Annotated in this window: 30 protein-coding genes; 16 read left to right on the plus strand and 14 right to left on the minus strand. The window is 64.6% G+C overall.

Going from position 1 to position 25,264, the window contains the following annotated elements:
• Positions 1 to 193: 193 nt before the first annotated feature.
• Both typA and H4V95_RS04960 read left to right on the plus strand, forming a co-directional pair.
• Complete coding sequence (gene typA / locus H4V95_RS04955; RefSeq protein WP_196867844.1) at positions 194 to 2,110, plus strand: translational GTPase TypA; 1,917 nt, start codon at positions 194 to 196, stop codon at positions 2,108 to 2,110.
• 11 nt (positions 2,111 to 2,121) lie between these two features.
• Complete coding sequence (locus tag H4V95_RS04960) at positions 2,122 to 2,655, plus strand: hypothetical protein (protein ID WP_209729054.1); 534 nt, start codon at positions 2,122 to 2,124, stop codon at positions 2,653 to 2,655.
• A 7-nt stretch (positions 2,656 to 2,662) separates the two neighbouring features.
• Here the strand turns inward: H4V95_RS04960 and H4V95_RS04965 are convergent, their stop codons facing one another.
• The gene (locus tag H4V95_RS04965; RefSeq protein WP_196867846.1) at positions 2,663 to 3,157 is read right to left on the minus strand and encodes a transcriptional regulator; all 495 of its coding nucleotides are present in this window, start codon (positions 3,155 to 3,157) and stop codon (positions 2,663 to 2,665) included.
• A gap of 231 nt (positions 3,158 to 3,388) precedes the next feature.
• Here H4V95_RS04965 and H4V95_RS04970 point away from each other — a divergent pair, with 231 nt between their 5' ends.
• On the plus strand, positions 3,389 to 4,234 hold the full coding sequence (locus H4V95_RS04970) for a type IV toxin-antitoxin system AbiEi family antitoxin domain-containing protein (protein WP_209729056.1): 846 nt from the start codon (positions 3,389 to 3,391) through the stop codon (positions 4,232 to 4,234).
• A 47-nt stretch (positions 4,235 to 4,281) separates the two neighbouring features.
• On the opposite strand, the gene H4V95_RS04975 is transcribed toward H4V95_RS04970, so the two are convergent.
• On the minus strand, positions 4,282 to 4,512 hold the full coding sequence (locus H4V95_RS04975) for a hypothetical protein (RefSeq protein WP_209729058.1): 231 nt from the start codon (positions 4,510 to 4,512) through the stop codon (positions 4,282 to 4,284).
• A gap of 116 nt (positions 4,513 to 4,628) precedes the next feature.
• Between H4V95_RS04975 and fdxA the strand changes: the two genes are divergently transcribed.
• The 3 genes from fdxA (at position 4,629) to H4V95_RS04990 (ending at position 7,504) form a co-directional block, all read left to right on the plus strand.
• Positions 4,629 to 4,955, plus strand: a complete 327-nt coding sequence (gene fdxA / locus H4V95_RS04980) for a ferredoxin (RefSeq protein ID WP_196867849.1) — start codon at positions 4,629 to 4,631, stop codon at positions 4,953 to 4,955.
• Positions 4,952 to 6,106 (plus strand): succinyldiaminopimelate transaminase, encoded by a 1,155-nt coding sequence (dapC, locus tag H4V95_RS04985; RefSeq protein ID WP_209729060.1) that lies wholly within the window; start codon positions 4,952 to 4,954, stop codon positions 6,104 to 6,106. The genes fdxA and dapC overlap by 4 nt, the downstream gene beginning before the upstream one ends.
• A 114-nt stretch (positions 6,107 to 6,220) precedes the next feature.
• A complete protein-coding gene (locus tag H4V95_RS04990) occupies positions 6,221 to 7,504 on the plus strand; it encodes a citrate synthase (protein ID WP_209729062.1) in 1,284 nt (427 codons plus the stop codon).
• Positions 7,505 to 7,611: 107 nt separating this feature from the next.
• Here H4V95_RS04990 and galE read toward each other — a convergent pair whose 3' ends face one another.
• Positions 7,612 to 8,625, minus strand: coding sequence for a UDP-glucose 4-epimerase GalE (gene galE / locus H4V95_RS04995; RefSeq protein ID WP_209729064.1), 1,014 nt, complete (start codon positions 8,623 to 8,625; stop codon positions 7,612 to 7,614).
• A gap of 137 nt (positions 8,626 to 8,762) precedes the next feature.
• On the opposite strand from galE, the gene H4V95_RS05000 reads away from it, so the two are divergent.
• The gene (locus H4V95_RS05000) at positions 8,763 to 9,371 is read left to right on the plus strand and encodes a hypothetical protein (protein ID WP_196867853.1); all 609 of its coding nucleotides are present in this window, start codon (positions 8,763 to 8,765) and stop codon (positions 9,369 to 9,371) included.
• A 14-nt stretch (positions 9,372 to 9,385) separates the two neighbouring features.
• Here H4V95_RS05000 and H4V95_RS05005 read toward each other — a convergent pair whose 3' ends face one another.
• Positions 9,386 to 10,267, minus strand: coding sequence for a hypothetical protein (locus H4V95_RS05005; protein WP_196867854.1), 882 nt, complete (start codon positions 10,265 to 10,267; stop codon positions 9,386 to 9,388).
• Positions 10,268 to 10,274: 7 nt separating this feature from the next.
• Positions 10,275 to 11,234: a 2,3,4,5-tetrahydropyridine-2,6-dicarboxylate N-succinyltransferase gene (gene dapD, locus H4V95_RS05010; RefSeq protein ID WP_196867855.1), complete on the minus strand. Its 960-nt coding sequence runs from the start codon at positions 11,232 to 11,234 to the stop codon at positions 10,275 to 10,277.
• Between the two features lie 33 nt (positions 11,235 to 11,267).
• Here dapD and dapE point away from each other — a divergent pair, with 33 nt between their 5' ends.
• A complete protein-coding gene (gene dapE / locus H4V95_RS05015; protein ID WP_209729066.1) occupies positions 11,268 to 12,359 on the plus strand; it encodes a succinyl-diaminopimelate desuccinylase in 1,092 nt (363 codons plus the stop codon).
• Positions 12,360 to 12,461: 102 nt separating this feature from the next.
• Here the strand turns inward: dapE and H4V95_RS05020 are convergent, their stop codons facing one another.
• The 4 genes from H4V95_RS05020 to H4V95_RS05035 form a co-directional block, all read right to left on the minus strand.
• The gene (locus tag H4V95_RS05020) at positions 12,462 to 13,328 is read right to left on the minus strand and encodes an amino acid ABC transporter permease (RefSeq protein ID WP_209729068.1); all 867 of its coding nucleotides are present in this window, start codon (positions 13,326 to 13,328) and stop codon (positions 12,462 to 12,464) included.
• Positions 13,325 to 13,999 carry an amino acid ABC transporter permease gene (locus H4V95_RS05025; RefSeq protein WP_196867858.1) on the minus strand — a complete coding sequence of 225 codons (675 nt, stop codon included), beginning with the start codon at positions 13,997 to 13,999 and terminating at the stop codon, positions 13,325 to 13,327. The genes H4V95_RS05020 and H4V95_RS05025 overlap by 4 nt, the downstream gene beginning before the upstream one ends.
• A gap of 81 nt (positions 14,000 to 14,080) precedes the next feature.
• Positions 14,081 to 14,926, minus strand: coding sequence for a glutamate ABC transporter substrate-binding protein (locus tag H4V95_RS05030; protein WP_209729070.1), 846 nt, complete (start codon positions 14,924 to 14,926; stop codon positions 14,081 to 14,083).
• Between the two features lie 52 nt (positions 14,927 to 14,978).
• A complete protein-coding gene (locus H4V95_RS05035; protein WP_209729072.1) occupies positions 14,979 to 15,767 on the minus strand; it encodes an amino acid ABC transporter ATP-binding protein in 789 nt (262 codons plus the stop codon).
• Positions 15,768 to 15,886: 119 nt separating this feature from the next.
• Between H4V95_RS05035 and H4V95_RS05040 the strand changes: the two genes are divergently transcribed.
• The 4 genes from H4V95_RS05040 (at position 15,887) to H4V95_RS05055 (ending at position 17,936) form a co-directional block, all read left to right on the plus strand.
• On the plus strand, positions 15,887 to 16,672 hold the full coding sequence (locus H4V95_RS05040; RefSeq protein ID WP_196867861.1) for a TIGR00730 family Rossman fold protein: 786 nt from the start codon (positions 15,887 to 15,889) through the stop codon (positions 16,670 to 16,672).
• A gap of 41 nt (positions 16,673 to 16,713) precedes the next feature.
• Complete coding sequence (locus H4V95_RS05045) at positions 16,714 to 17,037, plus strand: DivIVA domain-containing protein (RefSeq protein WP_209729074.1); 324 nt, start codon at positions 16,714 to 16,716, stop codon at positions 17,035 to 17,037.
• Positions 17,034 to 17,612, plus strand: a complete 579-nt coding sequence (locus H4V95_RS05050) for a DNA-3-methyladenine glycosylase I (protein ID WP_209729076.1) — start codon at positions 17,034 to 17,036, stop codon at positions 17,610 to 17,612. Before H4V95_RS05045 ends, H4V95_RS05050 begins: the two co-directional genes overlap by 4 nt.
• A gap of 156 nt (positions 17,613 to 17,768) precedes the next feature.
• Positions 17,769 to 17,936: a DUF3117 domain-containing protein gene (locus tag H4V95_RS05055; RefSeq protein WP_167993928.1), complete on the plus strand. Its 168-nt coding sequence runs from the start codon at positions 17,769 to 17,771 to the stop codon at positions 17,934 to 17,936.
• 46 nt (positions 17,937 to 17,982) lie between these two features.
• Here H4V95_RS05055 and H4V95_RS05060 read toward each other — a convergent pair whose 3' ends face one another.
• On the minus strand, positions 17,983 to 18,624 hold the full coding sequence (locus tag H4V95_RS05060; protein ID WP_209729078.1) for an O-methyltransferase: 642 nt from the start codon (positions 18,622 to 18,624) through the stop codon (positions 17,983 to 17,985).
• Between the two features lie 302 nt (positions 18,625 to 18,926).
• Between H4V95_RS05060 and sigE the strand changes: the two genes are divergently transcribed.
• Genes sigE through H4V95_RS05075 form a run of 3 tightly spaced genes read left to right on the plus strand, consistent with a single transcriptional unit; the run spans position 18,927 to position 21,039 of the window.
• On the plus strand, positions 18,927 to 19,559 hold the full coding sequence (sigE, locus tag H4V95_RS05065) for an RNA polymerase sigma factor SigE (protein ID WP_209729080.1): 633 nt from the start codon (positions 18,927 to 18,929) through the stop codon (positions 19,557 to 19,559).
• Positions 19,560 to 19,564: 5 nt separating this feature from the next.
• The gene (locus H4V95_RS05070; RefSeq protein ID WP_209729082.1) at positions 19,565 to 20,536 is read left to right on the plus strand and encodes an anti-sigma factor; all 972 of its coding nucleotides are present in this window, start codon (positions 19,565 to 19,567) and stop codon (positions 20,534 to 20,536) included.
• 41 nt (positions 20,537 to 20,577) lie between these two features.
• Positions 20,578 to 21,039 (plus strand): twin-arginine translocase TatA/TatE family subunit, encoded by a 462-nt coding sequence (locus H4V95_RS05075; RefSeq protein WP_209729084.1) that lies wholly within the window; start codon positions 20,578 to 20,580, stop codon positions 21,037 to 21,039.
• 51 nt (positions 21,040 to 21,090) lie between these two features.
• Here the strand turns inward: H4V95_RS05075 and H4V95_RS05080 are convergent, their stop codons facing one another.
• The 3 genes from H4V95_RS05080 to H4V95_RS05090 are packed head-to-tail and all read right to left on the minus strand — an operon-like array spanning position 21,091 to position 24,087.
• Positions 21,091 to 22,224: an Mrp/NBP35 family ATP-binding protein gene (locus tag H4V95_RS05080; RefSeq protein WP_312883951.1), complete on the minus strand. Its 1,134-nt coding sequence runs from the start codon at positions 22,222 to 22,224 to the stop codon at positions 21,091 to 21,093.
• Positions 22,221 to 22,814, minus strand: a complete 594-nt coding sequence (locus H4V95_RS05085) for a DUF1003 domain-containing protein (RefSeq protein WP_196867867.1) — start codon at positions 22,812 to 22,814, stop codon at positions 22,221 to 22,223. The genes H4V95_RS05080 and H4V95_RS05085 overlap by 4 nt, the downstream gene beginning before the upstream one ends.
• Positions 22,807 to 24,087 carry a magnesium transporter MgtE N-terminal domain-containing protein gene (locus tag H4V95_RS05090; RefSeq protein WP_209729086.1) on the minus strand — a complete coding sequence of 427 codons (1,281 nt, stop codon included), beginning with the start codon at positions 24,085 to 24,087 and terminating at the stop codon, positions 22,807 to 22,809. The genes H4V95_RS05085 and H4V95_RS05090 overlap by 8 nt, the downstream gene beginning before the upstream one ends.
• Before the next feature lie 118 nt (positions 24,088 to 24,205).
• On the opposite strand from H4V95_RS05090, the gene H4V95_RS05095 reads away from it, so the two are divergent.
• Complete coding sequence (locus H4V95_RS05095; RefSeq protein WP_209729088.1) at positions 24,206 to 25,030, plus strand: general stress protein; 825 nt, start codon at positions 24,206 to 24,208, stop codon at positions 25,028 to 25,030.
• 35 nt (positions 25,031 to 25,065) lie between these two features.
• Here the strand turns inward: H4V95_RS05095 and H4V95_RS05100 are convergent, their stop codons facing one another.
• Complete coding sequence (locus tag H4V95_RS05100; RefSeq protein ID WP_209729089.1) at positions 25,066 to 25,260, minus strand: hypothetical protein; 195 nt, start codon at positions 25,258 to 25,260, stop codon at positions 25,066 to 25,068.
• Positions 25,261 to 25,264: the final 4 nt, after the last annotated feature.

Raw genomic sequence — 25,264 nt, forward strand, 5'->3', positions numbered from 1 at the left:
GGTCCGACGGCGGCTCGCTCCCTGGGGGTGGGCCGCCGTCGTGCGTCGCGGTGACGCCCGGTAGGGCTGTGATTTTGACCCGAAATGGTCCCTGCGTTAGGCCATTTTTTCCTGAGAGCTTAGACTGGTACAAGCAGGCGCCGTCCTCATAACGCTAGATTCCCCTCAAGATTACTGAATTGAGTCATTACGCATGTCTGAAACCACAGGCAACACAGCTGTTCGCAGCGACCTCCGCAACGTTGCCATCGTGGCCCACGTTGACCACGGAAAGACCACCTTGGTTGATGCCATGCTCCGGCAGACCAATTCCTTCGCAGCCCACGGCGACGTGGCAGACCGGGTCATGGACTCGGGCGACCTTGAGCGCGAAAAGGGCATCACCATTCTCGCCAAGAACACCACCGTCTTTTACGACGGCCCGTCGGCTAACGGTGAGACCATCACGATCAACGTGATTGACACCCCCGGCCACGCCGACTTCGGCGGCGAGGTGGAACGCGGCCTGTCGATGGTTGACGGCGTCGTTCTGCTGGTTGATGCCTCGGAAGGCCCTCTTCCCCAGACCCGTTTCGTCCTGCGTAAGGCGCTGGCCGCGAAGCTCCCCGTGGTGCTGCTGGTCAACAAGACCGACCGCCCCGACTCGCGGATCGACGAAGTGGTCAGCGAATCCATGGACCTCCTCCTGGGCCTCGCGTCAGACCTGTCCGACGAAGTTCCTGACCTGGACCTCGATTCGGTGCTGAACGTTCCCGTGGTGTATGCGGCAGCCCGCGAAGGCGCAGCCTCGCTTGAGCAGCCCGCCGATGGAACGGTTCCGTCGAATGACAACCTTGAGCCATTGTTCAAGACCATCATCGATCACATCCCAGCGCCACGGTACAACCCGGAGGGCGTGCTGCAGGCCCACGTGACCAACCTGGACGCCTCACCGTTCCTCGGCCGTCTCGCCCTGCTGCGTATCTTCAACGGCACCCTGCGCAAGGGCCAGACCGTTGCCTGGGCGCGTCACAACGGTGAAATGAAGTCAGTCAAGATCACCGAGCTGTTAGCTACCCGCGCCCTCGATCGTGTGCCCACCGATTCTGCCGGACCGGGCGAGATCGTCGCCGTCGCCGGCATCGAAGACATCACCATCGGTGAGACACTGACCGACATTGACAACCCTCAGCCACTGCCGCTGATCACCGTCGACGATCCGGCCATCTCGGTCACCATCGGTATCAACACCTCGCCCCTCGCGGGCCGGGTCAAGGGGGCCAAGGTCACCGCGCGCCAGGTGAAAGATCGCCTGGACCGTGAACTGATCGGCAACGTCTCCCTGAAGGTTCTTCCCACCGAGCGTCCCGACGCCTGGGAAGTCCAGGGCCGTGGCGAGCTCGCTCTTGCCATCCTGGTGGAGCAGATGCGCCGCGAAGGGTTCGAACTGACCGTCGGAAAGCCACAGGTTGTTACCCGGATGGTTGACGGCAAGGTCCACGAGCCGATGGAGCACATGACCATCGACGTCCCTGAGGAGTACCTCGGCGCCGTCACCCAGATCCTGGCAACCCGCAAGGGCCGGATGATCAACATGTCCAACCACGGCACCGGCTGGGTGCGGATGGAATTCATCGTTCCCGCCCGCGGCCTCATCGGCTTCCGCACCAAGTTCCTCACCGACACGCGCGGCGCCGGCATCGCTTCCTCGTACTCAGAGGGCTACGAGCCGTGGGCCGGTGACATCGAGTACCGCACCAACGGTTCGATGATCGCTGACCGTGCCGGAGTTGTCACCCCGTTCGCCATGATCAACCTGCAGGAGCGCGGCTCATTCTTCGTGGAGCCCACCTCCGAGGTGTACCAGGGCATGATTGTCGGCGAGAACTCACGCGCCGACGACATGGACGTGAACATCACCAAGGAAAAGAAGCTCACCAACATGCGTGCGGCCTCCTCTGACACCTTCGAGAACCTGACCCCTCCCCGCAAGCTCACGCTGGAGGAGTCGCTGGAATTCGCCCGCGAAGACGAGTGTGTCGAGGTGACCCCTGAGTCGATCAGGATCCGCAAGCTGATCCTCGACGCCAACGAGCGGATGCGTGCGGCTCGTTCACGCGCCCGCGTCTAGGGTCGCTGACGTTGCAGGATCCTCCTCCGGGACTGACTGACGACGACGCGCGGCGCCCTGCCGCCGTCGTCGTCGGTCGTTCGGGGGGCAGTACCCCTGGTGACCGTAATCGGGGGAACTCTGCGCGGCGTCCCGCGTCCCGCTGGCTTTCGCTGGCAGGTTCGGTCGCTGCTGGGGTGGCCGCAGCCATCCTGGGGACCGCGCTGCACGCCCGGGGATGGGATCTGGCTGGGTTGACCGTGCCCCTCGGGGCCCTGGCCGCTATCGTCCTGGTGGGAAGCACTGCTGTTTTCGCTGCGGTGTGTGCCCGGAACGTGTATTTGAGCCCCGTGGTCGGCGGGGTGGCGTACCTCGTGGTGGGGTGGTTTGCCGCCGTCGAGACCTATCCCCTGGTCCTGACCGATACGGGAGCGGATCCGGCGCTGCCAGCGGCAATCGCCGGAAGTGTCTGGGTTTTTGGAGTGGCCGTCGCCACGCTCCTGGCGACCCTGGTGTCCTGGTGGGCGCTGCGTCCCCGGCGCCCAAACAGGCTTCGCGCCGTGTAGCTTTTGCCTAGTCGGCGCTGCGGTCCAGGTGGTGGGCCAGCATGATCGAGGTTGCGGTGCCGTCGGTGTCGGAGTCACGCACCGCGTATTCTTCGAGGATTTCGCGGATCCTGCGCATCATCTCGGTGCGATTGTCCTCGTTGAGTCGTACTCCGAGGCGCCAGACATCAATTTCGGACGGGTTCAGACCGTCAATCTCCTGCAGGAACGTTTCCACCAGCACCGGTGCGGCATTGGGAATCCTGCTGCGCCACGACAAACCTGTCGCGCGGTAGGGGATTTCCTTCGCTCCACGGTTACCGGTACGGGGCTCTTCTGCGGCGAGGAACTCGGTGGCCAGCAGGGTCCGCACGTGGTGCAGCGCGGTCGCTGGGTTCAGGTCGAGGATTTCGGCAATTTCCTTGTTGGTTCTGCCCTTGTGGAGGCATAACCGGAGGATTCGCAGTCTAACGGGGGAGCTGAGCGCACGGCCGCGCGCCTGTACGTCCTCATCAGTATCCATGGCTTAAATGATACGTCAGACCGGCCGAGTGGTTGACAATTTCCAATCACTGCCCGCTCCAGCTCTGGAAGCCGCAGTGTGTCCCAGTGACGAGGGTTATTCAGTGGGATTGTCTAGACAGTCCCACTGACTCGTGGGCTTCGGTGGGACAGTTCGCCATTGCGGCTGAGGATTGTCCACATCCAGCCTCCCGCCCCCACAAGGAGAGCTGTCCGGGAGCAGTATTCATTCATGGATCTTCTCAATCTGATGGCCGCAGGTGGTGGAGTTGCCCGGCGCAAGGATCTGGTCGCCAACGGAATCAGTAGTCACCAACTCGCCGCAGCGCTCTCTGCAGGCCAGCTATCCAAACCTTGCCGCGGAGTCTATTGCCTTCCCAACGCCAACCGCTCCGCCCTAGCCGCTGCCTGCGCGGGTGCTGACCTCGCCTGCATCAGCGCGGCCACGCGGCACGGACTATGGGTCCTGCGTCCACCGACGCAGATTCATGTCAGCATTGACCATGGCCGCTCGCTGGATCAGGCGTTCAAGGTCCACCGATCGTCAAAACCCCTGACCATTCTTGATATCTGCGTTCAGTGCATGAGGTGTCTGCCTGAGCTGGATGCGCTGTGCATCGTCGAGTCCGCGGTAGTCCTGGGCGAAGTCACCATTGACGCCCTTCGGCGCAGGGCGTCCGGCCGTCGGGATGCATCGCTTCGAACAGTCATCGACATGATTGACCCATTCTCGCAGTCGATCATCGAAACGGTGTCAAAATATTACCTGCGTCGGGCCGGATACAGCTTCCAGTCCCAGGTCTACGTCAAAGGGGTGGGACGGCTGGACCTGATTGTCGAAAAGGTGCTGGGGATCGAAGCAGATGGCCGTCAGTTTCACAGCGGGGCATCAGACTTCGAGGAAGATCGTCGGCGGGGAAACCTGCTTGTGATCAAGCGAATTCCAGTGCTGCGGGCTTCATACGCACTGCTGGTCGACCACCCGGAGGTGTTCCTTCAGCTGGTCAGACAGGCGATCGATGCGTACGTTCCCAATGAACAGCACCCACCGGTGGGAATATCTAGACAGTCCCACTGATCGGGTGGGTTCGATGGGATATTCGGTGCCAGGGTGAGCACACCGGCCTAGAACCGCCGGGGACGGCGGGGTGGCGGGGGAGGGACGGGCTTCGCTGCGGTGACGAGGTCCAGATTGACGACGACGTCGCCCTGCCGCCGGGTCCGTATCGTGCAGCTGACGCTGTCGACGTGCACCAGATCGCCCAGCGCATCCGTCAGTCCACCATCGATGCGATACCGCACCACCACGCGGGTACCCACGGGAAGGTGCGTCAGCTGCTGTCCGGGGGAGTCCATTCTGTTTATCGTAGTGGGCAGCGTCATAGCGCGGGTCGTGGAGGCGATGCGGCTGCAACCGGCCCTTGCGTTAAGCTGGAAACGGAATCAAAGCCCCAACTGGAAAGGCGTGGGAAGTGACCTACGTAATCGCACAGCCGTGCGTGGATTTGAAGGACAAGGCCTGCATCGAGGAATGCCCCGTAGATTGCATCTACGAAGGCGAACGGTCCCTCTACATCCATCCGGATGAGTGCGTCGACTGCGGCGCCTGCGAGCCGGTGTGCCCGGTGGAAGCCATCTACTACGAGGACGACACCCCCGACCAGTGGGCCGAGTACTACAAAGCCAACGTCGAGTTCTTCGACGACATCGGCTCCCCGGGCGGTGCCGCGAAGCTGGGAAACATCGGCAGGGACCACCCGATCATCGCTGCCCTCCCGCCCCAGACCCACGACGTATGAGCGTCCAGGGCGGAAACCGGCAGTTCGGGATCGCCCTCCCGGACTATCCGTGGGACGCCATGGCACCCTACGTGGCGATGGCAGGAGAGCACCCCGACGGCGCGGTCAACCTCTCGATCGGCACCCCGGTGGATCCCACACCCGCCGTCATCCAGGACGCCCTGACCGCAGCCGCTGACGCGCCCGGCTACCCGACCACCCACGGCACCCACGAACTCCGGGTGGCGATCAGTGACTGGTTTGCCCGCCGCCGGGGAGTCGATGGCTTGGACCCCCTGAACATTCTGCCGACCGTCGGCTCCAAGGAACTCGTCGCCTGGCTGCCCACTCTCCTTGGCCTGGGCGAGGGCGACGTCGTCGTCCGCCCCACCGTCGCGTATCCCACCTACGACATCGGCGCGCTCCTGACCGGCGCCACAGCAGTGGCCGCCGACGACCTCTCCACCCTTGACGACGACACCCGTGCGCGGGTGCGGCTGGTGTGGGTCAACTCGCCGGGGAACCCGACCGGCCAGGTGTTGTCAGCCCCCGAGCTGGAGCGGATTGTCACGGATGCACGGGCGCTCGGAGCCGTCGTCGCATCGGACGAATGCTACGCGGAGCTGGGCTGGGGCGACTGGGACAGCGTGCGCGGTGGCGAGGCCGTACCCAGTGTGCTCGACCCCCGCGTGAACGGTGGCGACCACACCAACCTGCTGGCCGTCTACTCGTTGAGCAAACAATCCAACATGGCGGGTTACCGGGCGGCGTTCACCGCTGGCGACCCGGATCTGATCGCGAACATGGTCAACTCCCGCAAACACGCCGGAATGATTGTGCCCTTCCCTGTTCAGGCTGCCATGCGCGCCGCCCTCGGCGACGACGACCATGTGCAGGCCCAGAAGGACCTTTACCGGGTGCGTAGGGAACAACTGATGCCGGCACTCCAGCACTTTGGTCTGAAGATCCAGGACTCTGCCGCTGGACTGTACCTGTGGGCCACCGCGGGTGAGGACACCTGGACCACCGTCGAACGGTTCGCCCGGCTCGGCATCATCGTGGGGCCTGGCACCTTCTACGGCGACGCCGGCAAAGGGTTCATCAGGGTGGCCCTGACCGGGACCGACCAGGGCATTGCGGCGGCCGCAGCAAGGCTCACCGCCGCGCAATGAGTGTGACGGGGCTGGCGGATTAGCGCTGGGGGTGCCCCTGACGGTAGCGTTTTAGTTGAATGTGCTTTCGATGCCGTAGAGCCAATGCATGCCCCACTCCTAGAGGAGAGTTCAATGACCGAGCTAAACGGTGCGTCCCTGCACTATGACGGAGGCGAACTCAGCCTTCCGATGGTCAACGCCGCTGAAGGCAACAATGGCTACGACGTGTCGAAGCTGCTCAAGCAGACCGGCGCTGTCACCTTTGACCCCGGCTTCATGAACACCGCAGCCACCACCTCGGCGATCACCTACATCGACGGCGACCAGGGCATCCTGCGCTACCGGGGGTACCCGATCGACCAGTTGGCGCAGCACTCGAGTTTTCTCGAAGTCTCCTATCTGCTGATCTACGGGAATCTGCCCACCCCCACCGAGCTGGCCGCGTTCGACGACCGGATCCGACGCCACACCCTGCTGCACGAGGAGCTTAAGGGCTTCTTTGGCGGCTTCCCCCGTGATGCGCACCCCATGCCGGTGCTCTCGTCGGCGGTGTCGGCGCTGTCCACCTTCTACCAGGATTCCCTCGACCCGTTCGACGATGAGCAGGTGGAGCTCTCCACCTTCCGCCTCATGGCGAAGCTCCCCGTCATCGCGGCGTACGCGCACAAGAAGTCCATCGGACAGCCGATGCTTTACCCGGACAACTCGATGAACCTGGTCGAGAACTTCCTCAGGCTCTCCTTCGGCCTCCCCGCCGAGCCGTACGACCTGGACCCGATGATGGTCAAGGCGCTCGACCTGCTGCTGATCCTGCACGCCGACCACGAGCAGAACTGCTCGACGTCGACCGTCCGCCTGGTCGGCAGCTCGAACGCCAACATGTTCGCCTCGGTTTCGGCCGGCATCAACGCGCTGTTCGGCCCGCTGCACGGTGGCGCCAACGAGGCAGTCCTGAACATGCTCCGCGACATCCATGGCAAGGGCATGAAGCCCGAAGACTTCATGGAAAAGGTCAAGAACAAGGAAGACGGCGTGAAGCTCATGGGCTTCGGACACCGCGTTTACAAGAACTATGACCCCCGCGCCACCATCGTCAAGGCCACCGCCCACGACATCCTCAGCAAGCTCGGCGGAAACGACGAACTGTTGGACATCGCGATGCGGCTTGAGGAGAAGGCCCTCGCCGACGACTACTTCATCGAGCGGAAGCTGTACCCGAATGTGGACTTCTACACCGGCCTGATCTACAAGGCGATGGGCTTCCCGGAGAAGATGTTCACCGTGTTGTTCGCCATTGGCCGCCTCCCGGGCTGGATTGCCCAGTGGCGCGAAATGATGCAGGACCCGCAGACCAAGATCGGTCGCCCGCGGCAGCTCTACACGGGCGAGGCGGAGCGCAACTACCCCGCGCGGTAGCGGTAGCGAACGCCGCATCGGTGTCTTCTGATTAACGACGACGACGGCCGGTCACCTCCTGAGGTGGCCGGCCGTCGTCGTCATACCCGGGGGAATCCGGGCGTCTCCTAGCTCGCGTAGCCCTGGGGGTTGTGCTTCTGCCAGCGCCAGTGATCCTCGCACATCTGCGACAGCGAACGGTGCGCGGACCAGCCAAGGTCGGCCAGGGCCGCTGACGGGTCGGCGTAGCTGACCGCCGCGTCGCCGGGCCGGCGGTCAGCGAATTCGTAGGGGATTTCGTGGCCGGCGGCGGACGAGAAGGCGGCGAGGACTTCCAGGACCGAGGAACCGTTGCCGGTGCCCAGGTTCCAGCGGTGCACCCCGGCGTGGGTGCGCAGGTAGTCGAGGGCGGCCAGGTGGCCGGCTGCGAGGTCCACCACATGGATGTAGTCGCGGACGCCGGTGCCGTCGGGGGTGGGGTAGTCGTTGCCGAAGACCATTACCTTCTCGCGGCGGCCCACCGCCACCTGTGCGACGAAGGGCAATAGGTTGTTCGGGATGCCGGTCGGGTCCTCGCCAATCTTGCCCGACTCGTGGGCGCCCACGGGGTTGAAGTACCGAAGGAGGGCAATGTTCCAGCGGTCGTCCGCTGCGCCAAGGTCGGTGAGGATGTCCTCGATCTGTTCCTTGGTGCGGCCGTAAGGGTTCACAGCGTCGAGGGGCATCTTCTCGATCAGTGGGACCTCTTCAGAAGCACCGTACACGGTCGCCGAGGAGCTGAAGACCAGGGTCCGCACCTGCCGGGAGTCCATGACGCGCAGCAGGTTCAGGGTGCCGCCCACGTTGTTGTGATAGTAATGCAGCGGTTGGGCTACCGACTCGCCGACAGCCTTCAGGCCCGCGAAGTGGATGACGGCGTCGATGGCCTCGGCGTCAAACACCGCGGTCAGCGCCGTCTCGTCCAGCAGGTCCACCCGGTGGAAGGTGAGGTCCTTCCCGCTGAGTTCCCGGACCCGGTCCAGTGCTGTCTCGGAGGAGTTCATCAGGTTGTCGACCACCACCACCTCGTGTCCCGCGTCGAGGAGGGCGAGTGTCGTATGGGAGCCTATGTACCCGCTACCGCCGGTAACCAAAATTTTCATGCTTCCAGCCTAGTTTGTTCCTGCCATATTGACCTGCTCAACCGCTGGAGGGGTGTGAGAGTTAGGTCTACCCTTGAAGGCAGCGGGCCGAGCCCAGGACCGGGTACCGGGAGGGCTTGCCGGGAAAGGTTGTGCTGATGATGTCCACCGGTGGGCCCGGATGGCAGGTCGTTGCTGGTTCATCGCGGGTGCTGCTGTTCGCTCTGTACCTGCGGGACTGCGCCGGGCTGGAGGCGGTGGGAAGCCCCCTGCTGCCGCCGGTGATCCCTCCGGTGCGCAGGGCAGACCCATGTCAGCTGGTGCACGCGGCGGGTGGGCTGACGGTCCTGCGGATCGAATGGGAGACCTGGTGGTATCAGCTGGTGGGAGATTGCTTCGACGCCAAGGCGACCGCTCCGGGGTTCCCTGAACTCGATTCGCTCCCGGCGTTGCAGCTTCTTGCTCGTGCCCACTACGGGGCGGGCCTTGACTGGGCCCGCGAACGGCGGACGGAGTACGTTGCCATGGCCGAACGTCGCGGCGGTAGCTTACGGCAGCCGGAACCTTTCGATCAGTTGGTTCATGAGCGGGAGCTGGAACTGGGCAGGGACGCACGGCCTTTCACGTTGCGGGTGGTTGAACTTCCGCTCAGCGAGGCGCGGGCATGGTTCGTCGAACCCGGTACCCTCCTGATGAGTCAGGACCTCGCCACCGACCCGCCGACCTTCAGCAGCTACGTGCGACCGGTGGTCGAACTGCTCGCTTAAAGCTAGAACTAGGACTAGGGCTGTTCGCCGTCGTCGCCAGCGAGCTCGATGCGGATCTGTCCGGTGGTCGTGTCGACGGCGGTCCATCCGTGCCCGGCACGGGTCCATTCGAGGCCTCCGAAGGCTACCGACTCGATGTGCAGCGCCTTCGCGTTGGCGACCGCCCACTGCGCCGCCGCCCAGCCGGTTGCGCCGGTGGCTTCGAGGATGAGCGATCGGTCATCCACCACCGTCGAGCCGAGTGAACCGAAGGCAGTCGCCGCCGCAACCTGGACTGACTCAGGGTCCCCCACCTGGTCGGCACCGCGCAGCACACAGTTGAGCGACGCGGGGGAGTTGCCGGTGAGGGCCGAAGCGAACGCCCGGCCCTCCGCCTCATGGTCGGCGTAGGCGTCAGGCAGCGCGCTGCGCTGCACCGCCTGCGCAGCCTCAGTGATGGGCAGCGACTCGTACCCCGGAATGTCCAGCAGGGCGTCGTAAAACGCGCCGGCAGCATAGAGCGGGTCCTGCACCTGATCGTCGGTACCCCACCCCTGGGAGGGGCGCTGCTGGAAAAGACCCCGCGAGTCTGGGCCGGCGTCGTCCCCGTAGTCGAGGTTGCGCAGCCCCGACTCCTGGACGGCCGTGGCCAGCGCAATCGATGCGGCGCGGGCGGGAAGGCCACGCGCCACCGCCACCGCCACGATCAGGGAGGCGTTCTGTGCCTGTTCGAGGCCCAGCTCGTACGTGTCGTTGCCGACGACGGCGGTGCACCGTTCCCGCACCAGGACCTCCGAGGAATTCACCTGGCTGACGGCGAGGTAGATCCCACCCGTCAACACCGCCAGCAGAATGACGAGGACAATCGCAGTCTTCCGGCGGCGGCGTCGACGTGCCTCGGCCTTCGTGTACGCCATCGGCTAACTAGTTGGCGTGCAGCACTGAGTTCAGGGCGACGCCGTGGCCGCTGCGGGGACGGGCTTCGACGACGCCGGTGGCCGAGTTGCGGAGGAACAGGAGGTGCGATTCGCCGGAGAGCTCGGACGCCTTGATCACGCGCGCGTCCGGCAGGGTCACCTTGGTGCCGGCGGTGATGTACAGCCCGGCTTCGACGACGCAGTCGTCGCCCAGGGAGATACCGATGCCGGCCTGCGCACCGAGGAGGCACCTCTCGCCGATGGAGACGCGTTCCTTGCCCCCGCCGGAGAGGGTGCCCATGATGGAGGCCCCGCCGCCGATGTCCGAGCCGTCGCCCACCACCACTCCGGCGGAAATACGGCCCTCAACCATCGAGTGTCCGAGGGTACCGGCATTGAAGTTGACGAATCCCTCGTGCATCACCGTGGTTCCGTCGGCGAGGTGGGCGCCCAGGCGAACCCGGTCGGCGTCAGCAATACGGACGCCGGTGGGCACCACGTAATCAACCATCCGGGGGAACTTGTCCACCCCGTAGACCACCACGGCGCCGCGGGAGCGCAACCGCAGGCGGGTGGTGTCAAAGTCCTTCACCGGGCAGGGGCCGAAGTTGGTCCACACCACGTTGGCCAGGAGGCCAAACAGTCCGTCGAGGTTGATCGAGTTGGGAGCGGCGAGCCGATGGGACAGCAGGTGCAGACGCAGGTAGGAATCGGCAGCGTCGGCTGGCGGGGCATCCAGATCGCTCTGCACCTGGACTACCTCCTGGCTGGTGCCGCGGAGGTCATCGGGGCCGGCCAGGGCAGTGAGGGAGTCCCTGAGATCCTCCTGGGTGGAACCGCCAAGCTCCGGGCGGGGGAACCACACGTCGAGGACTGTGCGGTCGGCGGTGAGGGTCGCCAGGCCAAGTCCGTGGGCTGAGCGGGGGCCAGAATGGGCTGGGGCGGGGGCTGTGGCTCGTTCAGTCATGGCCTCAAGTCTACCGAGCGATAGGCTGGATCAATGACCGCACACCTTCCCCCCGCCCTTGATCTGACCGCCGATGTTGCCCTCCTGACCGCCTCGCTGCTGGACATCGAGAGCGTTTCAGGGAACGAGCTCACCCTTGCCGATGCCGTTGAGACCGCACTGCGGGGGTACCCCCACCTGGAGGTGGTGCGCGACGGCGACTCGATAATCGCCCGGACCTCGCTGGGCCGGGCGGAACGGGTGATCCTCGCGGGCCATTTGGATACTGTCCCCCTGCCGACGGTGCCGGGCTCCCGCGGCACCGTGCCGAGCACCTGGGACGGGGAGGTCCTCTACGGCCGTGGCGCGACCGATATGAAGGGCGGCGTGGCGGTGCAGCTGGCCCTGGCCGCAGAGCTGACCGCGCCCGCCCGCGACATCACCTATGTGTTTTACGACCACGAGGAAGTGGAAGCCTCGCTCAGTGGGCTGGGCCGACTGGTCGAACGGTTCCCGGACTGGCTGACGGCCGAATTCGCTGTGCTGCTGGAACCCACCGACGGCACCGTGGAGGGTGGGTGTAACGGCACCGCCCGTTTCAACGTCACCACCACCGGGCGGGCCGCGCACTCCGCCCGGGCCTGGATGGGGGAGAACGCCATCCACGCCGCAGCCGACATTCTCGCCCGGCTGCGGGACCACGAGCCGTTGACTGTCGACGTCGATGGCCTGGCCTACCGCGAAAGCCTCAATGCCGTGATGATCAAGGGTGGCACGGCGGGGAACGTCATTCCGGACCGGACGGTGATTGAGGTCAACTACCGGTTTGCGCCCGACAAGACGCCCGACGACGCGGAGGCGTACGTCAGGGCAGTGCTGGCGGGCTACAACATCGAACGAACCGATGCAGCAGCCGGCGCACGTCCGGGCCTGAACCATCCGGCGGCTGCCGACTTCGTCGCGGCGGTGGGAGCCGAGCCCAAGCCGAAGTACGGCTGGACCGACGTCGCAAGGTTCAGCGAACTGGGTATCCCCGCCGTGAATTTTGGGCCCGGCGACCCCTTGCTGGCCCATTCCGACAATGAGCATGTAAGCGCCGACGAGATCAGGCAGTGTCTGGGTGCCCTGCGGACCTGGCTGGGCTAAAGCCCCCTTCCGCAAGGCTCCCTGACGAAAAGAGTGCGGCTACACCCCCCTCCTGGGGTGTAGCCGCACTCTTTTGTATCGCGAAGTAAACGTCGCGGGCGATCAGGGTACTGGGGCAGCGGCCGCCAGTTCCGGATCCTCGGTCTTCTTCACCTTTCGACCGGTCCTGAAGCTCAGGAGCGTAGAGAGCCTGTTGGCGACCGATGACAGGATGAAGTTGATCAGGATAAAGATGAACGCTGCAATCAACAGGGACTGCAGCAGGTTTCCTTCACCCACCCCGAGTCGACGTGAGTACTGCAGCAGCTCGGCGTAGCCAATGATGTAACCCAACGCGGAGTCCTTGAGGATGACCACGAACTGGCTGACCATTGCCGGCAGCATTGCCACCAGCGCCTGGGGAATCTCGACGCTCCGCAGGGACTTGCCGGGCGTCATGCCGATCGCCATGGCTGCCTCACGCTGTCCCTTCGGGAGGCCATGGACGCCCGAACGGACCAGCTCGGCAATTACCGAACCGTTGTAGAGAGTCAGCGCCGTGACAACGGACACGAAAATCGGGTCCTCAATGAATGGCACCTGCGACAGTGCCAGCCACAGGAAGATCATCATCAGCAGGACCGGCACAGCGCGAAGGAATTCGACCACCAGTCCGGCGAACCAGCGGATCGGGGCAATGTGGGACAGCCGGCCGACGCCGAATAGCAGACCGAAGGCGATTGACGTTACGACCGCCACCGCTGCTGCCTTGAGGGTGCTGAGAAGGCCGGGGAGGATAAAGAACTCCCAGGTCCGCCACTCAAGGAAGGGAGTCCATTTTGCTGCGGCGAATTGCCCTTGCCCGGCCAGTGCGACGACGACGAAGGCCAGGAGTCCGACGACCAGCAGGACGCCGGCAATGTTGCCGAGGAGAATGCGACGCTTGCCCTTGGGCCCGGGGGCATCGAATAGAACCTGTTGAGCGCTCATCGTGCCACCGCCAGTTTCTTCGACAACCAGGTTGTCAGCAGGCCAATGGGGACCACGATGATCACGAACCCCATGGCGAAGACGAAGAAGATCGGGATCACCAGGTCGCCTCTGAACTCGATCATTTCCTTCATCAGGTTCGATGACTCGACGACAGACCCAGCAAATGCGACAGTCGAGTTCTTGGTGAGGGCGATCAGGACGTTACCCAGCGGTGCGACGGCGCCGCGGAGCGCCTGGGGGAGGATGACCAGGCGTGCAGCCGGGAGGAAGCTGAGCCCGATGGCACGGGCGGCCTCGGCCTGGCCGAGCGGGACGGTGTTCACGCCGCTGCGGATCGCTTCACAGACGAAAGCGGCGTGGTAGATACTCAGCCCCAGGATGGCGAGGCGGAGAAAGTTCACCTGGAAGTCTTCGGCCAGGACAACGTTCAGCTGCCCCCAGAGCCCGAGAACACCGAAGGCAATAATCACCGTGAGCGGTGTGTTCCGGAAGATGTTCACGTACGCTGCCCCGAACCACTGCAGGCTGGCGATCGGCGAGATGCGCATCAGCGCAAGAATGGTTCCCAGGATAAATGACCAGATAGCGGCCCAAAACGTCAGCTGGATATTGACCCAGAACGCTCCTGCGACGTCGTACGTCTCAAAGAGCGATAGGAAATTATCCATGGTTCACCTCTTCCGTGGTGGTGAAATGCCTTGACGGGGCGACCACAGGGTCACCCCGCCAAGGCATTAAACGGTTGGAGCCTAGGCGCAGGCGTCAGGTTCTGGTGGGTTCAGTTCTTCGTTGTATGAGTAGTCAGCACCCTCGGTGTTGGCCATGATGGCATCTTCCCAGGCGCCGTCGTCGATCATCTGGACGATCGCGGCGTTGATGTCTTCACACATGTCGCTGCCCTTGGGGAGGCCAACTCCGTAGTTCTCCTCGGAGAACGGGTTACCGACCACCTTGAAGTTGCCAGCGTTGGCTTCCTGGGAGGCGAGGCCGGCCAGGATGATGTCATCGGTGGTGACGGCGTCAATCTGGCCGCCGCCCATCAGTGAGACACACTCCGCGTAGCCGGGCTGCTCCACCAGGTTCGCGTCAGCGCCGAACTCTTCGTTGATGCGTGCGGCCGAGGTTGAACCGGCAACTGAGCAGAGGTTCTTGCCGGTCAGCGCCTCCGGGCCCGTAATCTCTTCATCATCGGCGCGGACGAGGAGGTCCTGGCCAGCGACGAAGTAGGGTCCGGCGAAATCGACGGTCTCTTTGCGCTCGTCGGTGATGGAGTAGGTCGCGAAGATCATGTCCACCTCGCCGGTGGAGAGCAGGTTTTCACGGTTGGCTGAGGGAGCCTCAACGAATTCGATCTGATCCTCTTCGTAGCCAAGTTCAGCGGCTACGTACTTGGCCACGTCGACGTCGAAGCCGGAGTACTCGCCGCCCTCATCGAAGCCGAGTCCCGGCTGGTCGAACTTGATACCGATGCGGATGCTGTCGGAGGCTGCTTCCGAACCGGTGTCGTCGCTGGCCTCGTCCCCTCCGCCACAGGCGGAAAGGGTGAGTGCGGCTGCAGCAGCCATGGCGGCTACTGCATAACGGGGCTTGCGCATGATTTCTCCTTGCGTTCGTCTATTTATTGAAATTTTTTCGGTGCGGTGGCAGCTAGTGCGCAAGGATCTTGCCGAGGAAATCCTTGGCCCGGGGGCTCTGGGGGTTGGTGAAGAACTCTTCGGGAGTGGCTTCCTCTACGATCTGGCCGTCGGCCATGAAGATCACCCGGTCGGCAGCCTTCCTGGCGAAGCCCATCTCGTGGGTGACCACGATCATGGTCATGCCCTCCTTGGCCAGGGTGACCATGGCGTCGAGCACCTCGTTGATCATCTCGGGGTCGAGCGCGGAGGTCGGTTCGTCGAACAACATCACCTTGGGCTGCATGGCAAGCGCCCGGGCGATGGCGACACGCTGCTGCTGGCCGCCGGAGAGCTGGGCCGGCAGTTTCTGGGCCTGGTTGTCAACGCCAACCCGTTTCAGCAGGGACATGGCCAGCTCTTTGGCCGCGCCGCTCTTCATGCCCTTGACCTTGATCGGGCCGAGGGTCACGTTCTCGAGGATGGATTTGTGGGCAAACAGGTTGAAGGACTGGAACACCATCCCGACGTCGGCACGGAGCTTCGCCAGTGCCTTGCCTTCGGCGGGCAGTTCGACACCATCGATGCGGATTTCGCCGTCGTCGATGGTTTCCAGCCGGTTGATGGCACGGCACAGGGTCGACTTTCCGGAACCGGACGGACCAATGACCACCACCACCTCCCCGCGGGCAACCTCAAGGTTGATGTCCTGCAGCACGTGCAGGTCGCCGAAGTGCTTGTTGACGTTCTTCAGCAATACAAGCGGCGTCTTCGGTGATGGTGCTGCGGACGCGGACGAGTTTGCTTCGAAATCACTGGTCATAGTGATGAATGTAGCGAAGGATTGCCTTCTGGCAAGACACCTTGGTGCCGAATGTCGAAATCGTGACTCAAGAGCAACCAAGACGGAGAGGGGTTGCGGTGGACCGATAGGCTCAAAAGATGCCTTCCAATGAGTTCACCCAGGATCCAGTACCGACCACTGCCACCCCTACGCCGACCCGTCGCCGAGGGCAGGTCGAGTTGCGCCGCGGCCAGACCAAGGCAACCCAATCAGACCGGTACCTGCTCGATTCCGGTGGCGGCAACCACTTCACCAAGACGGACCCGTGGCGGGTACTCCGCATCCAGAGCGAGTTCGTGGAAGGTTTCGGCACCCTTGCAGAGTTGGGCCCGGCGATCAGCGTGTTCGGATCCGCCCGCACCCCACGGGATTCACCGTTCTACGCGATAGGTGAGGAGGTGGGTCGCCGGCTGGTGGAAACGGGCTACGCGGTGATCACCGGTGGCGGACCGGGCGCCATGGAAGCAGCCAACAAGGGTGCGTGCGAGGCGGGCGGCATGTCGGTGGGCCTGGGTATTGAGCTGCCGTTCGAGCAGGGGATGAACGAGTGGGTGGACCTGGGCGTCAACTTCAGGTACTTCTTTGCCCGCAAAACGATGTTCGTGAAGTACGCCCAGGGCTTCATCGTGCTGCCGGGTGGGTTCGGCACACTGGATGAACTCTTCGAGGCGATGACCCTGGTCCAGACCCAGAAGGTGACCTCCTTCCCGATCGTCCTGATCGGCACCGAATTCTGGACACCACTCTGGGACTGGGTCCGCGGCAGTCTGTTGGCGAACGGGATGATCTCCGCCAAGGATCTGGACCTGGTCCACCTGGTGGACGACCCGGCCGAAGCGGTCCGGTTGGTGCGCGCGGACACCGCCTCCCATGTCTCACCCTGACGGAGGCGCCGTCGCTGATCCTGGGTGGGTATCTTAGAACGGTGAGCATTTTCCTTGTCCTGGTCGCGGTAGCAGTTCTCGGCGCGGTGGCGTTTGCGTTGCTGGATGGGCGCCGCGCCGGTGGACAGGAGGCGACGCCCGCCGCCAGCTTCGCAGGGCTGGTTGAACCCACCCCATCACTACCTGCGGTGCTGTTGCCCGACGAACCGGACGCCGCCGACGTGGGAGCGGTCCGGTTCGCGCCAGCCCTGCGCGGATACCGGATGGACCAGGTCGACGAGGTCCTCGATCGGCTGGCGACAGCGCTGGAGGAGCGCGACGCGACGATTGCCGAGCTTCGCCAGGCACGCCAGGACTACCCGTGAGCGCCGGTGTCCGTGGCGAGGACGGCCTGATTCGCTGTGCCTGGGCGGATTCAACCGCGGACTACCGCAGGTACCACGACGAGGAATGGGGCCGGTCCGTCGCCGGTGAGGCGGCACTTTTCGAACGGCTCAGCCTTGAAGCTTTCCAGTCGGGTCTGAGCTGGCTCACGATCCTGCGCAAACGGGACGCCTTCCGGGCCGCGTTCAGCGCGTTCCAGCCGTCAGCGGTGGCTGATTTCGACGACGACGACGTCGAGCGCCTACTGCAGGACCAGGCGATCGTCCGCAACCGGGCCAAGATCCTCGCCACCATCGCCAACGCCCGCGCACTCCAGCAACTCCCGCCGGGGGAGTCCCTGGGCATACTGCTGGAACAACACCGTCCGGCGCCCCGGCCGGCACCGGCCACTCTGGCCGATGTTCCTGCGGTGGTCCCGGAATCGGTGGCTTTGGCCAAGGCCTTGAAGGCCCGCGGGTTCCGGTTTGTCGGGCCCACCACCGGGTATGCGATGCTTCAGGCCACGGGGTACGTGAACGACCATCTGCGCCACTGCTGGGTGCGGGGTTCGATGTGACCCACGACGCACCGCGATTCGCCCACTCAGCCCACGTGTTGGATAATGAACAAGGATCATTGCGCGGGGGCCAGCATGCCGCTGTGTACGTGAAGTTAATTTTCGTTGACGGGCGGCCGGGGATCCCGGGCGCGCACTTGTGAAGGGATACTCCTTATGGCTGCGATGAAACCGCGGACCGGCGATGGGCCGATGGAAGTCACCAAAGAGGGACGCAGCCTGATTATGCGGGTCCCGATCGACGGCGGCGGGCGGCTCGTTGTCGAGCTCAACGCGGAAGAAGCGGGCAAGCTCAAGGACTGTCTCCTCACCGTCACCGAGTAGTCAGCGCTCCGTCATCACGATGACGGACCAATCTTGTCGCGGTGAATCAGCTGGTTGGCATCTTGACGGCGAGCAACAGCCCATGGCCGGTCGGAAGCAGCGCTGTGACCAATTGGTCGTGATCGCGAATGGTGCGGCCCACCTGGCGCGTGACGTTCGTCGATTCGTCCCTGATGGCGGGGTCCGCTACCCGGTCCTGATCCAGCGCATCGTTGAGCATCAGCATGCCGCCGGGCTTGAGCAGGCGAATGGCCTGGTTCACGTAGAGCGGGAGACCTGCCTTGTCAGCGTCGATGAAGACCAGGTCATACGCGGCGTCGGTCAGGCGTGGCAGCACGTCGGCTGCCCGGCCCGAGATGGTACGGGTCCGGTTGCCCGGCACGCCTGCTTCGGCGTACGCTTCCCGGGCTGCCCTCAAATGGGCGACGTCGGAATCAATCGTGGTCAGGACCGCCTGTGGCCCCAGTCCTCGGAGGATACAAACTCCCGAAACGCCGGCTCCCGCGCCGATTTCAACGACAGTCTGCGCCTTCGACGTTGCGGCCAGGACGGTCAGAGCCGCGGCAACACCGGTGCTGACCGGGGTGACCCCGAGTTCGTAGGACCGGTCGCGGGCCCGCAGGAGCACGTCGTCCTCATCGGGGAGTCCCTCGGTGTAGGACCAGCTGCTCTGTTTGTCCGCGCTCATATGTATACCGCTGTCTTCTCGCTCAGGTTGTGTGCACTTCGACGTCCAGCCGCTGGGTGTCCCTGCAGTCGGCGAAAGTTTTCCTTACCAGCGTACTGGGTGCCGGCCCGTGGCCCTATTGGCCGCAGGCCGCGCAGTGCGTGCTGATTCATGACCGCGAGGGCCAAGGGGCTGCCGGGTTGATTTTTCAGCGATTTCCCAGCTTGATAGGGCAATATTCAAGTCCGGGCATCCGGTTCTTCATCGGCCGCGAATACCCTGATGAGACGGCAGCAGCCGTCCCACACTGGGAGGAGAGGTTGATGTCCACTTCGCAAACAACGGTGGCCGATTCGACTGCTGCCGATGGAACCCCCGAGACGGAACCTGTTTGGGTGGCGCCGTCCTGGGAAGAGGTAGTGACTGTCCATTCGCCAAAGGTTTACCGTCTTGCCTACCGGCTGACGGGCAACAAGTTCGACGCCGAGGATCTCACGCAGGAAGTGTTTGTCCGGGTCTTCCGGTCGCTCGCCAATTTCAAGCCGGGCACGCTCGACGGCTGGCTCCACCGCATCACCACGAACCTGTTCCTCGACCAGGCGCGACGCAAGAGCAGGATCAGGTTCGACGGGCTCACCGAAGAGGCCGAAAGCAGACTTCCGAGCTCTCACCCCGGCCCCGAACGAACCTTCGAGTTCAACAACCTGGACATTGACGTGCAGGCCGCCCTGGAGGAGCTTCCCCCCGATTTCCGCGCCGCGGTGGTCCTCTGCGACCTTGAGGGACTGGCATACAACGAGGTTGCGGAGGCGCTCGGCGTCAAGCTCGGAACGGTTCGCTCCCGGATTCACCGCGGCCGCACGATGCTGCGGGAGAAACTCGCCCACCGGGATCCGTCGCTCACCGCGGCGAAGGGTCCGCGGATGCAGATGCCCCGGATTGCAGGTGCCCGTTAGCGGCTATGCGACATCCGAAGCGACATCTAGCTGACTTCGTCGACGGGGAGTTGCCCTCCGGCCGCCGTCGGGCGGTCGAGAACCACCTTGCTCGCTGTGGTTCCTGCCGGGAGATCGTGCAGGGACATCGTGGTGTCCGGAACCGGCTACAGAATTCCGAGATCCCGCGACCCGACGCCGACCTGGTGGGCCGGATCATGGCCACAGCCCACCACGAACCGGCCAACGCGCCCGTGGACCTGACCGACGACGTCGGGCACCACGGTGAGCAGGCCCGCAGGATGAGCGGGTTCGCGTCGCGTCACCGCACACCGATGGCCGTCGCGGGCGGCCTCGTCGTTGTGGCATTGGCAACCCTGACGGGTGCCTATGTACTGGGTGCTGAATCGGAGGACGACATCCTCGCCGACACGGGCCGAAATGGCGCGCTGATGGCGGGCTGGGAGTCGGTGGCCGCCGAATCACCTTCGGTGCTGAATGCCAGCGAACTCGAAGAGCTGAGGGGCGGCGGTTGGTATTGCCCGGACCTGGAGCGGATGGGGTTCACGGTCTCCAGCGCAGAAGCGATCACCGTCGCCGGTCGCCCGGCGCTGATGATGGTGCTCGAGGACGGGGCCAATTCGGTCACCATCTACGAGCAACGGAAGCTGGGTAGTGGTCGGCAGCCTGAGGCGTCGCCGCCCATCAATGCCGTCACCGGGAACTCGGTGACTGCGGACGGCTTCGAACGCATCGGCGGGATGCAGCGCCAGCTGTGGGTGCACCCCGGCCACTCCTGGCAGGTGGTGCTCGACTCCCGCTCCGTGACCTACACGGTGATTTCCAGCCTGCCAGCTGCCGAGATGCCCGCGGCCGTCAACCAGCTGGTGCTGGCCGAACACTCGCAGCTCGCCCCCACCACGCCGACCCCCCACGATCCGCTCAGCCGGATCCTTCGCGGCCTCAATAAGTTGGCGCAGCCATCCTCGGGGCAGTGAGCCAAGTAGCTCCTGCCGCCGCAGAAAGGTAGTCTTCATCAGTGTTTGGAATCAACGGGCTCGAGTTTCTGCTGCTGGCGGTGATCGCCGTCATGGTGCTCGGACCCGAACGCCTCCCCGAGTATGCCGGTCAGCTGGGGCGGCTGGTCAAGGACCTTCGACGGATGGCCACCGGCGCCCGTGAACAGCTCCGGGACGAGGTGGGTCCGGAACTCGACGAAGTGGACTGGCGGAAGCTCGACCCCCGCCAGTACGACCCTCGCCGGATCATCAAGGAAGCCCTGCTCGACGACGTGCAGGAGGCTTTCAAGCCGGTCAGCGGCGGCGCACCCGGCAGCATCAAGGGGTCAGGTGGCGCAGCATCGGGCGCCGCCGGGTTGGCCTCGGGTGGGGCGGTTCCTCCGGTCGAGTCGGGACCACGTGCCCGCCCGATGCCGTCGGTAGCCAGCTCCCCACATCTTTCGGTCGGCGAGCGAGCACCGTTCGATCTGGAAGCGACCTAGGCCACCTGCTCTGACCGCGCTGCTCGTCATTGACCTCGGTGGTCAATACGCCTAGGTGGGAGTGACCTTCAGCCGCAGGTCGCCGAGCCCACGTGGACGGCGCGCAAGGGCCCCCGCGATGTCGCGGAGTTCCCGTGCGGCGGCCGAGTCGCTGGCGCCGGCGACGATGGGTTGGCCGCTGTCGCCGCCCTCCCGCAGCGCAACCTCGAGTGGGACACTGCCCAGCAACGGTACCGGGTATCCCATCGCATCGGTGAGGCGCCCCGCGAGGGCCGCTCCTCCACCCCGGCCGAAGAGTTCCATCCGTTCCCCGCCGGGAAGCTCAAGCCAGGACATGTTCTCGATGACTCCCGAGACTTTCTGCCCGGTCTGGGCGGCGATGGTGCCCGCCCGCTCGGCCACGTCAGCTGCGGCCGTCTGCGGCGTGGTGACCACCAGCAGCTCGGATGAGGGGAGGAGCTGTGCGACCGAGATCGCGATGTCTCCCGTGCCGGGAGGCAGGTCCAGGAAAAGGACATCCAGGTCACCAAAATGCACGTCGCCAAGGAACTGTTCCAGTGCCCGGTGCAGCATCGGTCCTCGCCATGCGACCGGCTGGTTGCCGGTGATGAACATGCCGATGGAGATGACCTTGACGTCCATTGCCACGGGGGGCAGGATCATCTCATCAACCCGGGTGGGCGCCTGGGTGATCCCCATCAGTGACGGCACGGAGAAGCCGTACACATCGGCGTCGACAATCCCTACGCGCAGCCCCTGCGCGGCCATCGCCACCGCAAGGTTCACTGTGACACTGGATTTACCGACGCCGCCTTTTCCGCTGGCCACCGCATAGATCCGGGTAAGGGACCCGGGGTCGTTGAAGGGGATACCCAACCGGTCGCCGGGCCCTTTGAGCTGTTCCTTGAGCCGGTCCCGCTGCTCCTGGGTCATCACCCCTAGCCGGACCTCCACTGCCGAAACGCCCGGCAAGCCGCCAACCGCTGCCTCAACATCCCGGGTAATCGTGCCCCGAAGCGGACAGCCCGCAATGGTGAGCAGAATGTCGACGGTGACCACGCCGTCGTCGAACGCGGTGCCAGCCACCATGCCGAGCTCCGTGATGGGTTTGCGAAGTTCAGGATCGATCACGGTCCCCAAGGCCGCGTCAATTTCCTCCAGCGTTGTAGCTGACGTTTCCGTCACGTCCGGTCTGTCCGGTTGGGTTGGAGTTTTGGCAGGGACGCTGTTTGCTCGCCGCTCCGGCGCCGGGCCTTTTTATGCAGTGCGGTGTCCTTGTCCTCGGTGTCGAGGATCTCCTCGAGCACTGAGCGGAGCTCCGACCTGACGTAGTCGCGGGTGGCAACCTCACGGATGGCGATGCGGAGTTCCGCGATCTCGCGGGTCAGGTACTCGGTGTCGGACAGGTTGCGTTCGGCACGCTGACGGTCCTGGCGGAGTGACACCCGGTCGCGGTCGTCCTGCCTGTTCTGGGCCAACAGGAGCAGGGGAGCGGCGTAGGACGCCTGCAGGGACAGCATCAGGGTCAGCAGGGTGAAACCGATCGCGGCGCTGTCGAAACGCAGCCCGCCGGGTGCCCACGAGTTCCAGGCAAGCCAGAGAGCAACGAAAACGGTCATGTAGAACAGGAACTGGGGGGTCCCCATGAACCGGGCAAAGTTTTCGGTGGCGCTGCCGAACCGGTCAGGGTTGGGGCGCAGGCGGGGGAGCCAGCGGGTCCTGCTCTCACGGGGGGTGTCGAGCCCCGTCGCAGTGGTTTTAATTCGCTCAGCCATTTGTTGCTCCCTTTGTCACTCCGGGATAGTCGTTTGCGGCCCGCCAGTCGTCGGGCAGCAGGTGGTCCAGCACGTCGTCGACCGTTACCGCACCGACCAGCCGGCCCTCCTTGTTGACCACGGGAAGGGAGTTCAGGTTGTAGGTGGCAAGGATGCGCGCCACTTCACTGATGTTGGCCTGGTCGCCAACGGGTTCCAGATCGGTATCCACGATGTTGCCCAACTGCTCGGGCGGTGGGAACCGCAACAGCTGCTGGATGTGGACAACGCCCAGGTACCGTCCGGTCGGGGTCTCCAGGGGTGGCCGGCAGACGAAGATCGACGACGCCAGGGCGGGAGTAAGCTCCTCGCGGCGGACATGAGCCAGTGCTTCCGCCACCGTCGCTTCGGGCGGGAGGATGACCGGCACCGTCGTCATCATGGAGCCCGCAGTGTCCTCCTCATACTGAAGCAGCCGCCGGACATCCTCGGCGTCCTCGGGCTCCATCAGCGCCAGCAGATCTTCCTTCTGCGCCTCGGGGAGCTCATTGAGCAGGTCGGCGGCGTCGTCCGGGTCCATTTCCTCAAGGACATCAGCGGCGCGCTCGCGGTTGAGGGACGAGATGATCTGTACCTGGTCGTCGTCGGGCAACTCCTGGAGGATGTCCGCAAGACGGTCGTCTTGCAGTGCGCCAGCGATCTCGGTGCGCCGCTTGTCGCTCATTTCGTGGAGAGCATCAGCGAAGTCGGCCGGTTTCAGGTCCTCATGCTGGGCGACGAACTGGGAGGCACCCTGGGGCTCGGCCGCGTCGCCGTGATAGGCGTCCAGCCAGTCAACGATCAGGCGCTCGCCGCGCCTGAGACCACGCAGGGGTGACGATGCCGTCCCGCGCCTGATGAACACCTGGGACACGTGCCAGTCGCCGGCACGGTCCATCTCGATGGCAATGTCCTCGATCGTCGCCTCACCGCTGTCGTCACGAAGGGTGACCCGGCGGTCGAACAGTTCCCCGACGACCAGCATTTCGGCACCCCGCTGCTCGAAGCGGCGCAGGTTGACCAGCCCGGTGCAGATGATCTGGGTGGAGTCAATGGAGGTGACGCGGGTCATCGGCACGAAGACGCGCCGTTTGCCGGGAACCTCAACCACCAGGCCCACCGCCTGCGGGGCGGCATTCGGTCCAAGATCCAGGACGACGGCGTCGCGAAGCCTGCCCAGACGGTCACCCAGGGGGTCGAACACATCGAGGCCAAGCAGGCGCGCCACAAAGACGCGGGTCGGGTTAGTACTCACCTGCCTAGGCTACTTCGGAACAGCTGGTTCTGCGTTATTGAGTCGGGGGCCGGTGGGGGCTAGTTCACTGCGAGCGATACGGGCCCACAGCACAGTCAAAGTGGGCAAGAATAGGATCATGTCAAACGTGCTTGGACGAACGGCGTCACGGGATGAAGGCCGCACCCTGCCCAAAGGCGAGACCGTTGGGAGGTACAGTGCCTACCTGGATGCGCAGAAGGCAGTGGATTTCCTTGCCGACAGTAAATTCCCGGTCCAGAAGGTCTCGATCATCGGCAGCGACCTGAAAATGGTCGAACGGGTCACCGGGCGGCTTAGCTACCCACGGGTGGCTCTTGCCAGCGCGGCTACCGGTGCCTGGTTTGGCTTCTTCGTGGGCCTGATCCTTACCCTGTTTGGCGACGGCGGCACGTACCTGCCGATCATCACCTCGATGGCGCTCGGTGCGGTGTTCTGGATGCTCTTCGGCGTAATCACCTACGCCTTCCAGCGTGGCAAGCGGGACTTCACCTCGACAAGCCAGGTCATCGCGACCAGCTACGACGTCATTGTCGAACCGGATTCGGCGGGCGAGGCCCGTCGCATGCTGCAGCAACTCCCCATGAATGGGCAGTCCCAGCACCCCGCCCGCGCCCCGCAGGGCTGGCAGCCCCCCGCAGCCGGTGGACAACCGCAGCAGCCGACGACGCCGGCCGCCTGGCAGGATCCGCTGGCGCAGCCGCCCCGCAACATGCAGCCTGCCGGCGAGCAGCCGACCGGTTCGCAGGGTTCCGCCGGGGAACCGACCCCGGAGTCAGGCGTGCGACGCGGACAGTTCGCCGATCTCCCAGACGGCCGTCCCCAGTACGGGGTGCGCGTGACCCAGCCGGACAACGGGCCGGCGACCGAGCCAACCGGGCCGCAGGAACCCAGGGAAACCGCTCAGCAGGATCCGAAGCAGTAAAGCTCCCGCCCGTGCAGGTGACGTCGCGGTAGGCGTCAACTGTCCTGCTGAACGCCTCCGGTGGGGCGCCGGAGTACCCACTGTTCGCCGTCGAGGGCGGTGGCGAACACCACCCGGTAGTCGAGGCTCGCCTCGTTGAAGCGCAGACTCTCCGGATCCAGCTCGAGACCGTGACCGGCCGCCAGCGCCGTCAGCTCTGCCGGTGACGGCGCTGCCGGCTGGGCGGTCATCGGA

The sequence above is a fragment of the Arthrobacter sp. CAN_C5 genome, assembly GCF_017875735.1.
Classification (GTDB): Bacteria; Actinomycetota; Actinomycetes; order Actinomycetales; family Micrococcaceae; genus Arthrobacter_D.

Excerpts from the sequence above, each read along its gene's own strand:
- dapE (WP_209729066.1), top strand. The coding sequence starts at position 11,268 with ATGACCGCACACCTTCCCCCCGCCCTTGATCTGACCGCCGATGTTGCC.
- H4V95_RS04965 (WP_196867846.1), bottom strand. The coding sequence starts at position 3,157 with ATGGATACTGATGAGGACGTACAGGCGCGCGGCCGTGCGCTCAGCTCC.
- H4V95_RS04975 (WP_209729058.1), bottom strand. The coding sequence starts at position 4,512 with ATGGACTCCCCCGGACAGCAGCTGACGCACCTTCCCGTGGGTACCCGC.
- H4V95_RS05055 (WP_167993928.1), top strand. The coding sequence starts at position 17,769 with ATGGCTGCGATGAAACCGCGGACCGGCGATGGGCCGATGGAAGTCACC.
- H4V95_RS05000 (WP_196867853.1), top strand. The coding sequence starts at position 8,763 with ATGATGTCCACCGGTGGGCCCGGATGGCAGGTCGTTGCTGGTTCATCG.
- H4V95_RS05070 (WP_209729082.1), top strand. The coding sequence starts at position 19,565 with ATGCGACATCCGAAGCGACATCTAGCTGACTTCGTCGACGGGGAGTTG.
- H4V95_RS05025 (WP_196867858.1), bottom strand. The coding sequence starts at position 13,999 with ATGGATAATTTCCTATCGCTCTTTGAGACGTACGACGTCGCAGGAGCG.
- H4V95_RS05005 (WP_196867854.1), bottom strand. The coding sequence starts at position 10,267 with ATGGCGTACACGAAGGCCGAGGCACGTCGACGCCGCCGCCGGAAGACT.
- H4V95_RS05060 (WP_209729078.1), bottom strand. The coding sequence starts at position 18,624 with ATGAGCGCGGACAAACAGAGCAGCTGGTCCTACACCGAGGGACTCCCC.
- H4V95_RS05030 (WP_209729070.1), bottom strand. The coding sequence starts at position 14,926 with ATGCGCAAGCCCCGTTATGCAGTAGCCGCCATGGCTGCTGCAGCCGCA.
- H4V95_RS05040 (WP_196867861.1), top strand. The coding sequence starts at position 15,887 with ATGCCTTCCAATGAGTTCACCCAGGATCCAGTACCGACCACTGCCACC.
- galE (WP_209729064.1), bottom strand. The coding sequence starts at position 8,625 with ATGAAAATTTTGGTTACCGGCGGTAGCGGGTACATAGGCTCCCATACG.
- H4V95_RS04990 (WP_209729062.1), top strand. The coding sequence starts at position 6,221 with ATGACCGAGCTAAACGGTGCGTCCCTGCACTATGACGGAGGCGAACTC.
- dapD (WP_196867855.1), bottom strand. The coding sequence starts at position 11,234 with ATGACTGAACGAGCCACAGCCCCCGCCCCAGCCCATTCTGGCCCCCGC.
- sigE (WP_209729080.1), top strand. The coding sequence starts at position 18,927 with ATGTCCACTTCGCAAACAACGGTGGCCGATTCGACTGCTGCCGATGGA.
- H4V95_RS04970 (WP_209729056.1), top strand. The coding sequence starts at position 3,389 with ATGGATCTTCTCAATCTGATGGCCGCAGGTGGTGGAGTTGCCCGGCGC.
- H4V95_RS05095 (WP_209729088.1), top strand. The coding sequence starts at position 24,206 with ATGTCAAACGTGCTTGGACGAACGGCGTCACGGGATGAAGGCCGCACC.
- H4V95_RS05085 (WP_196867867.1), bottom strand. The coding sequence starts at position 22,814 with ATGGCTGAGCGAATTAAAACCACTGCGACGGGGCTCGACACCCCCCGT.
- H4V95_RS05020 (WP_209729068.1), bottom strand. The coding sequence starts at position 13,328 with ATGAGCGCTCAACAGGTTCTATTCGATGCCCCCGGGCCCAAGGGCAAG.
- H4V95_RS05100 (WP_209729089.1), bottom strand. The coding sequence starts at position 25,260 with ATGACCGCCCAGCCGGCAGCGCCGTCACCGGCAGAGCTGACGGCGCTG.
- typA (WP_196867844.1), top strand. The coding sequence starts at position 194 with ATGTCTGAAACCACAGGCAACACAGCTGTTCGCAGCGACCTCCGCAAC.
- dapC (WP_209729060.1), top strand. The coding sequence starts at position 4,952 with ATGAGCGTCCAGGGCGGAAACCGGCAGTTCGGGATCGCCCTCCCGGAC.
- H4V95_RS05035 (WP_209729072.1), bottom strand. The coding sequence starts at position 15,767 with ATGACCAGTGATTTCGAAGCAAACTCGTCCGCGTCCGCAGCACCATCA.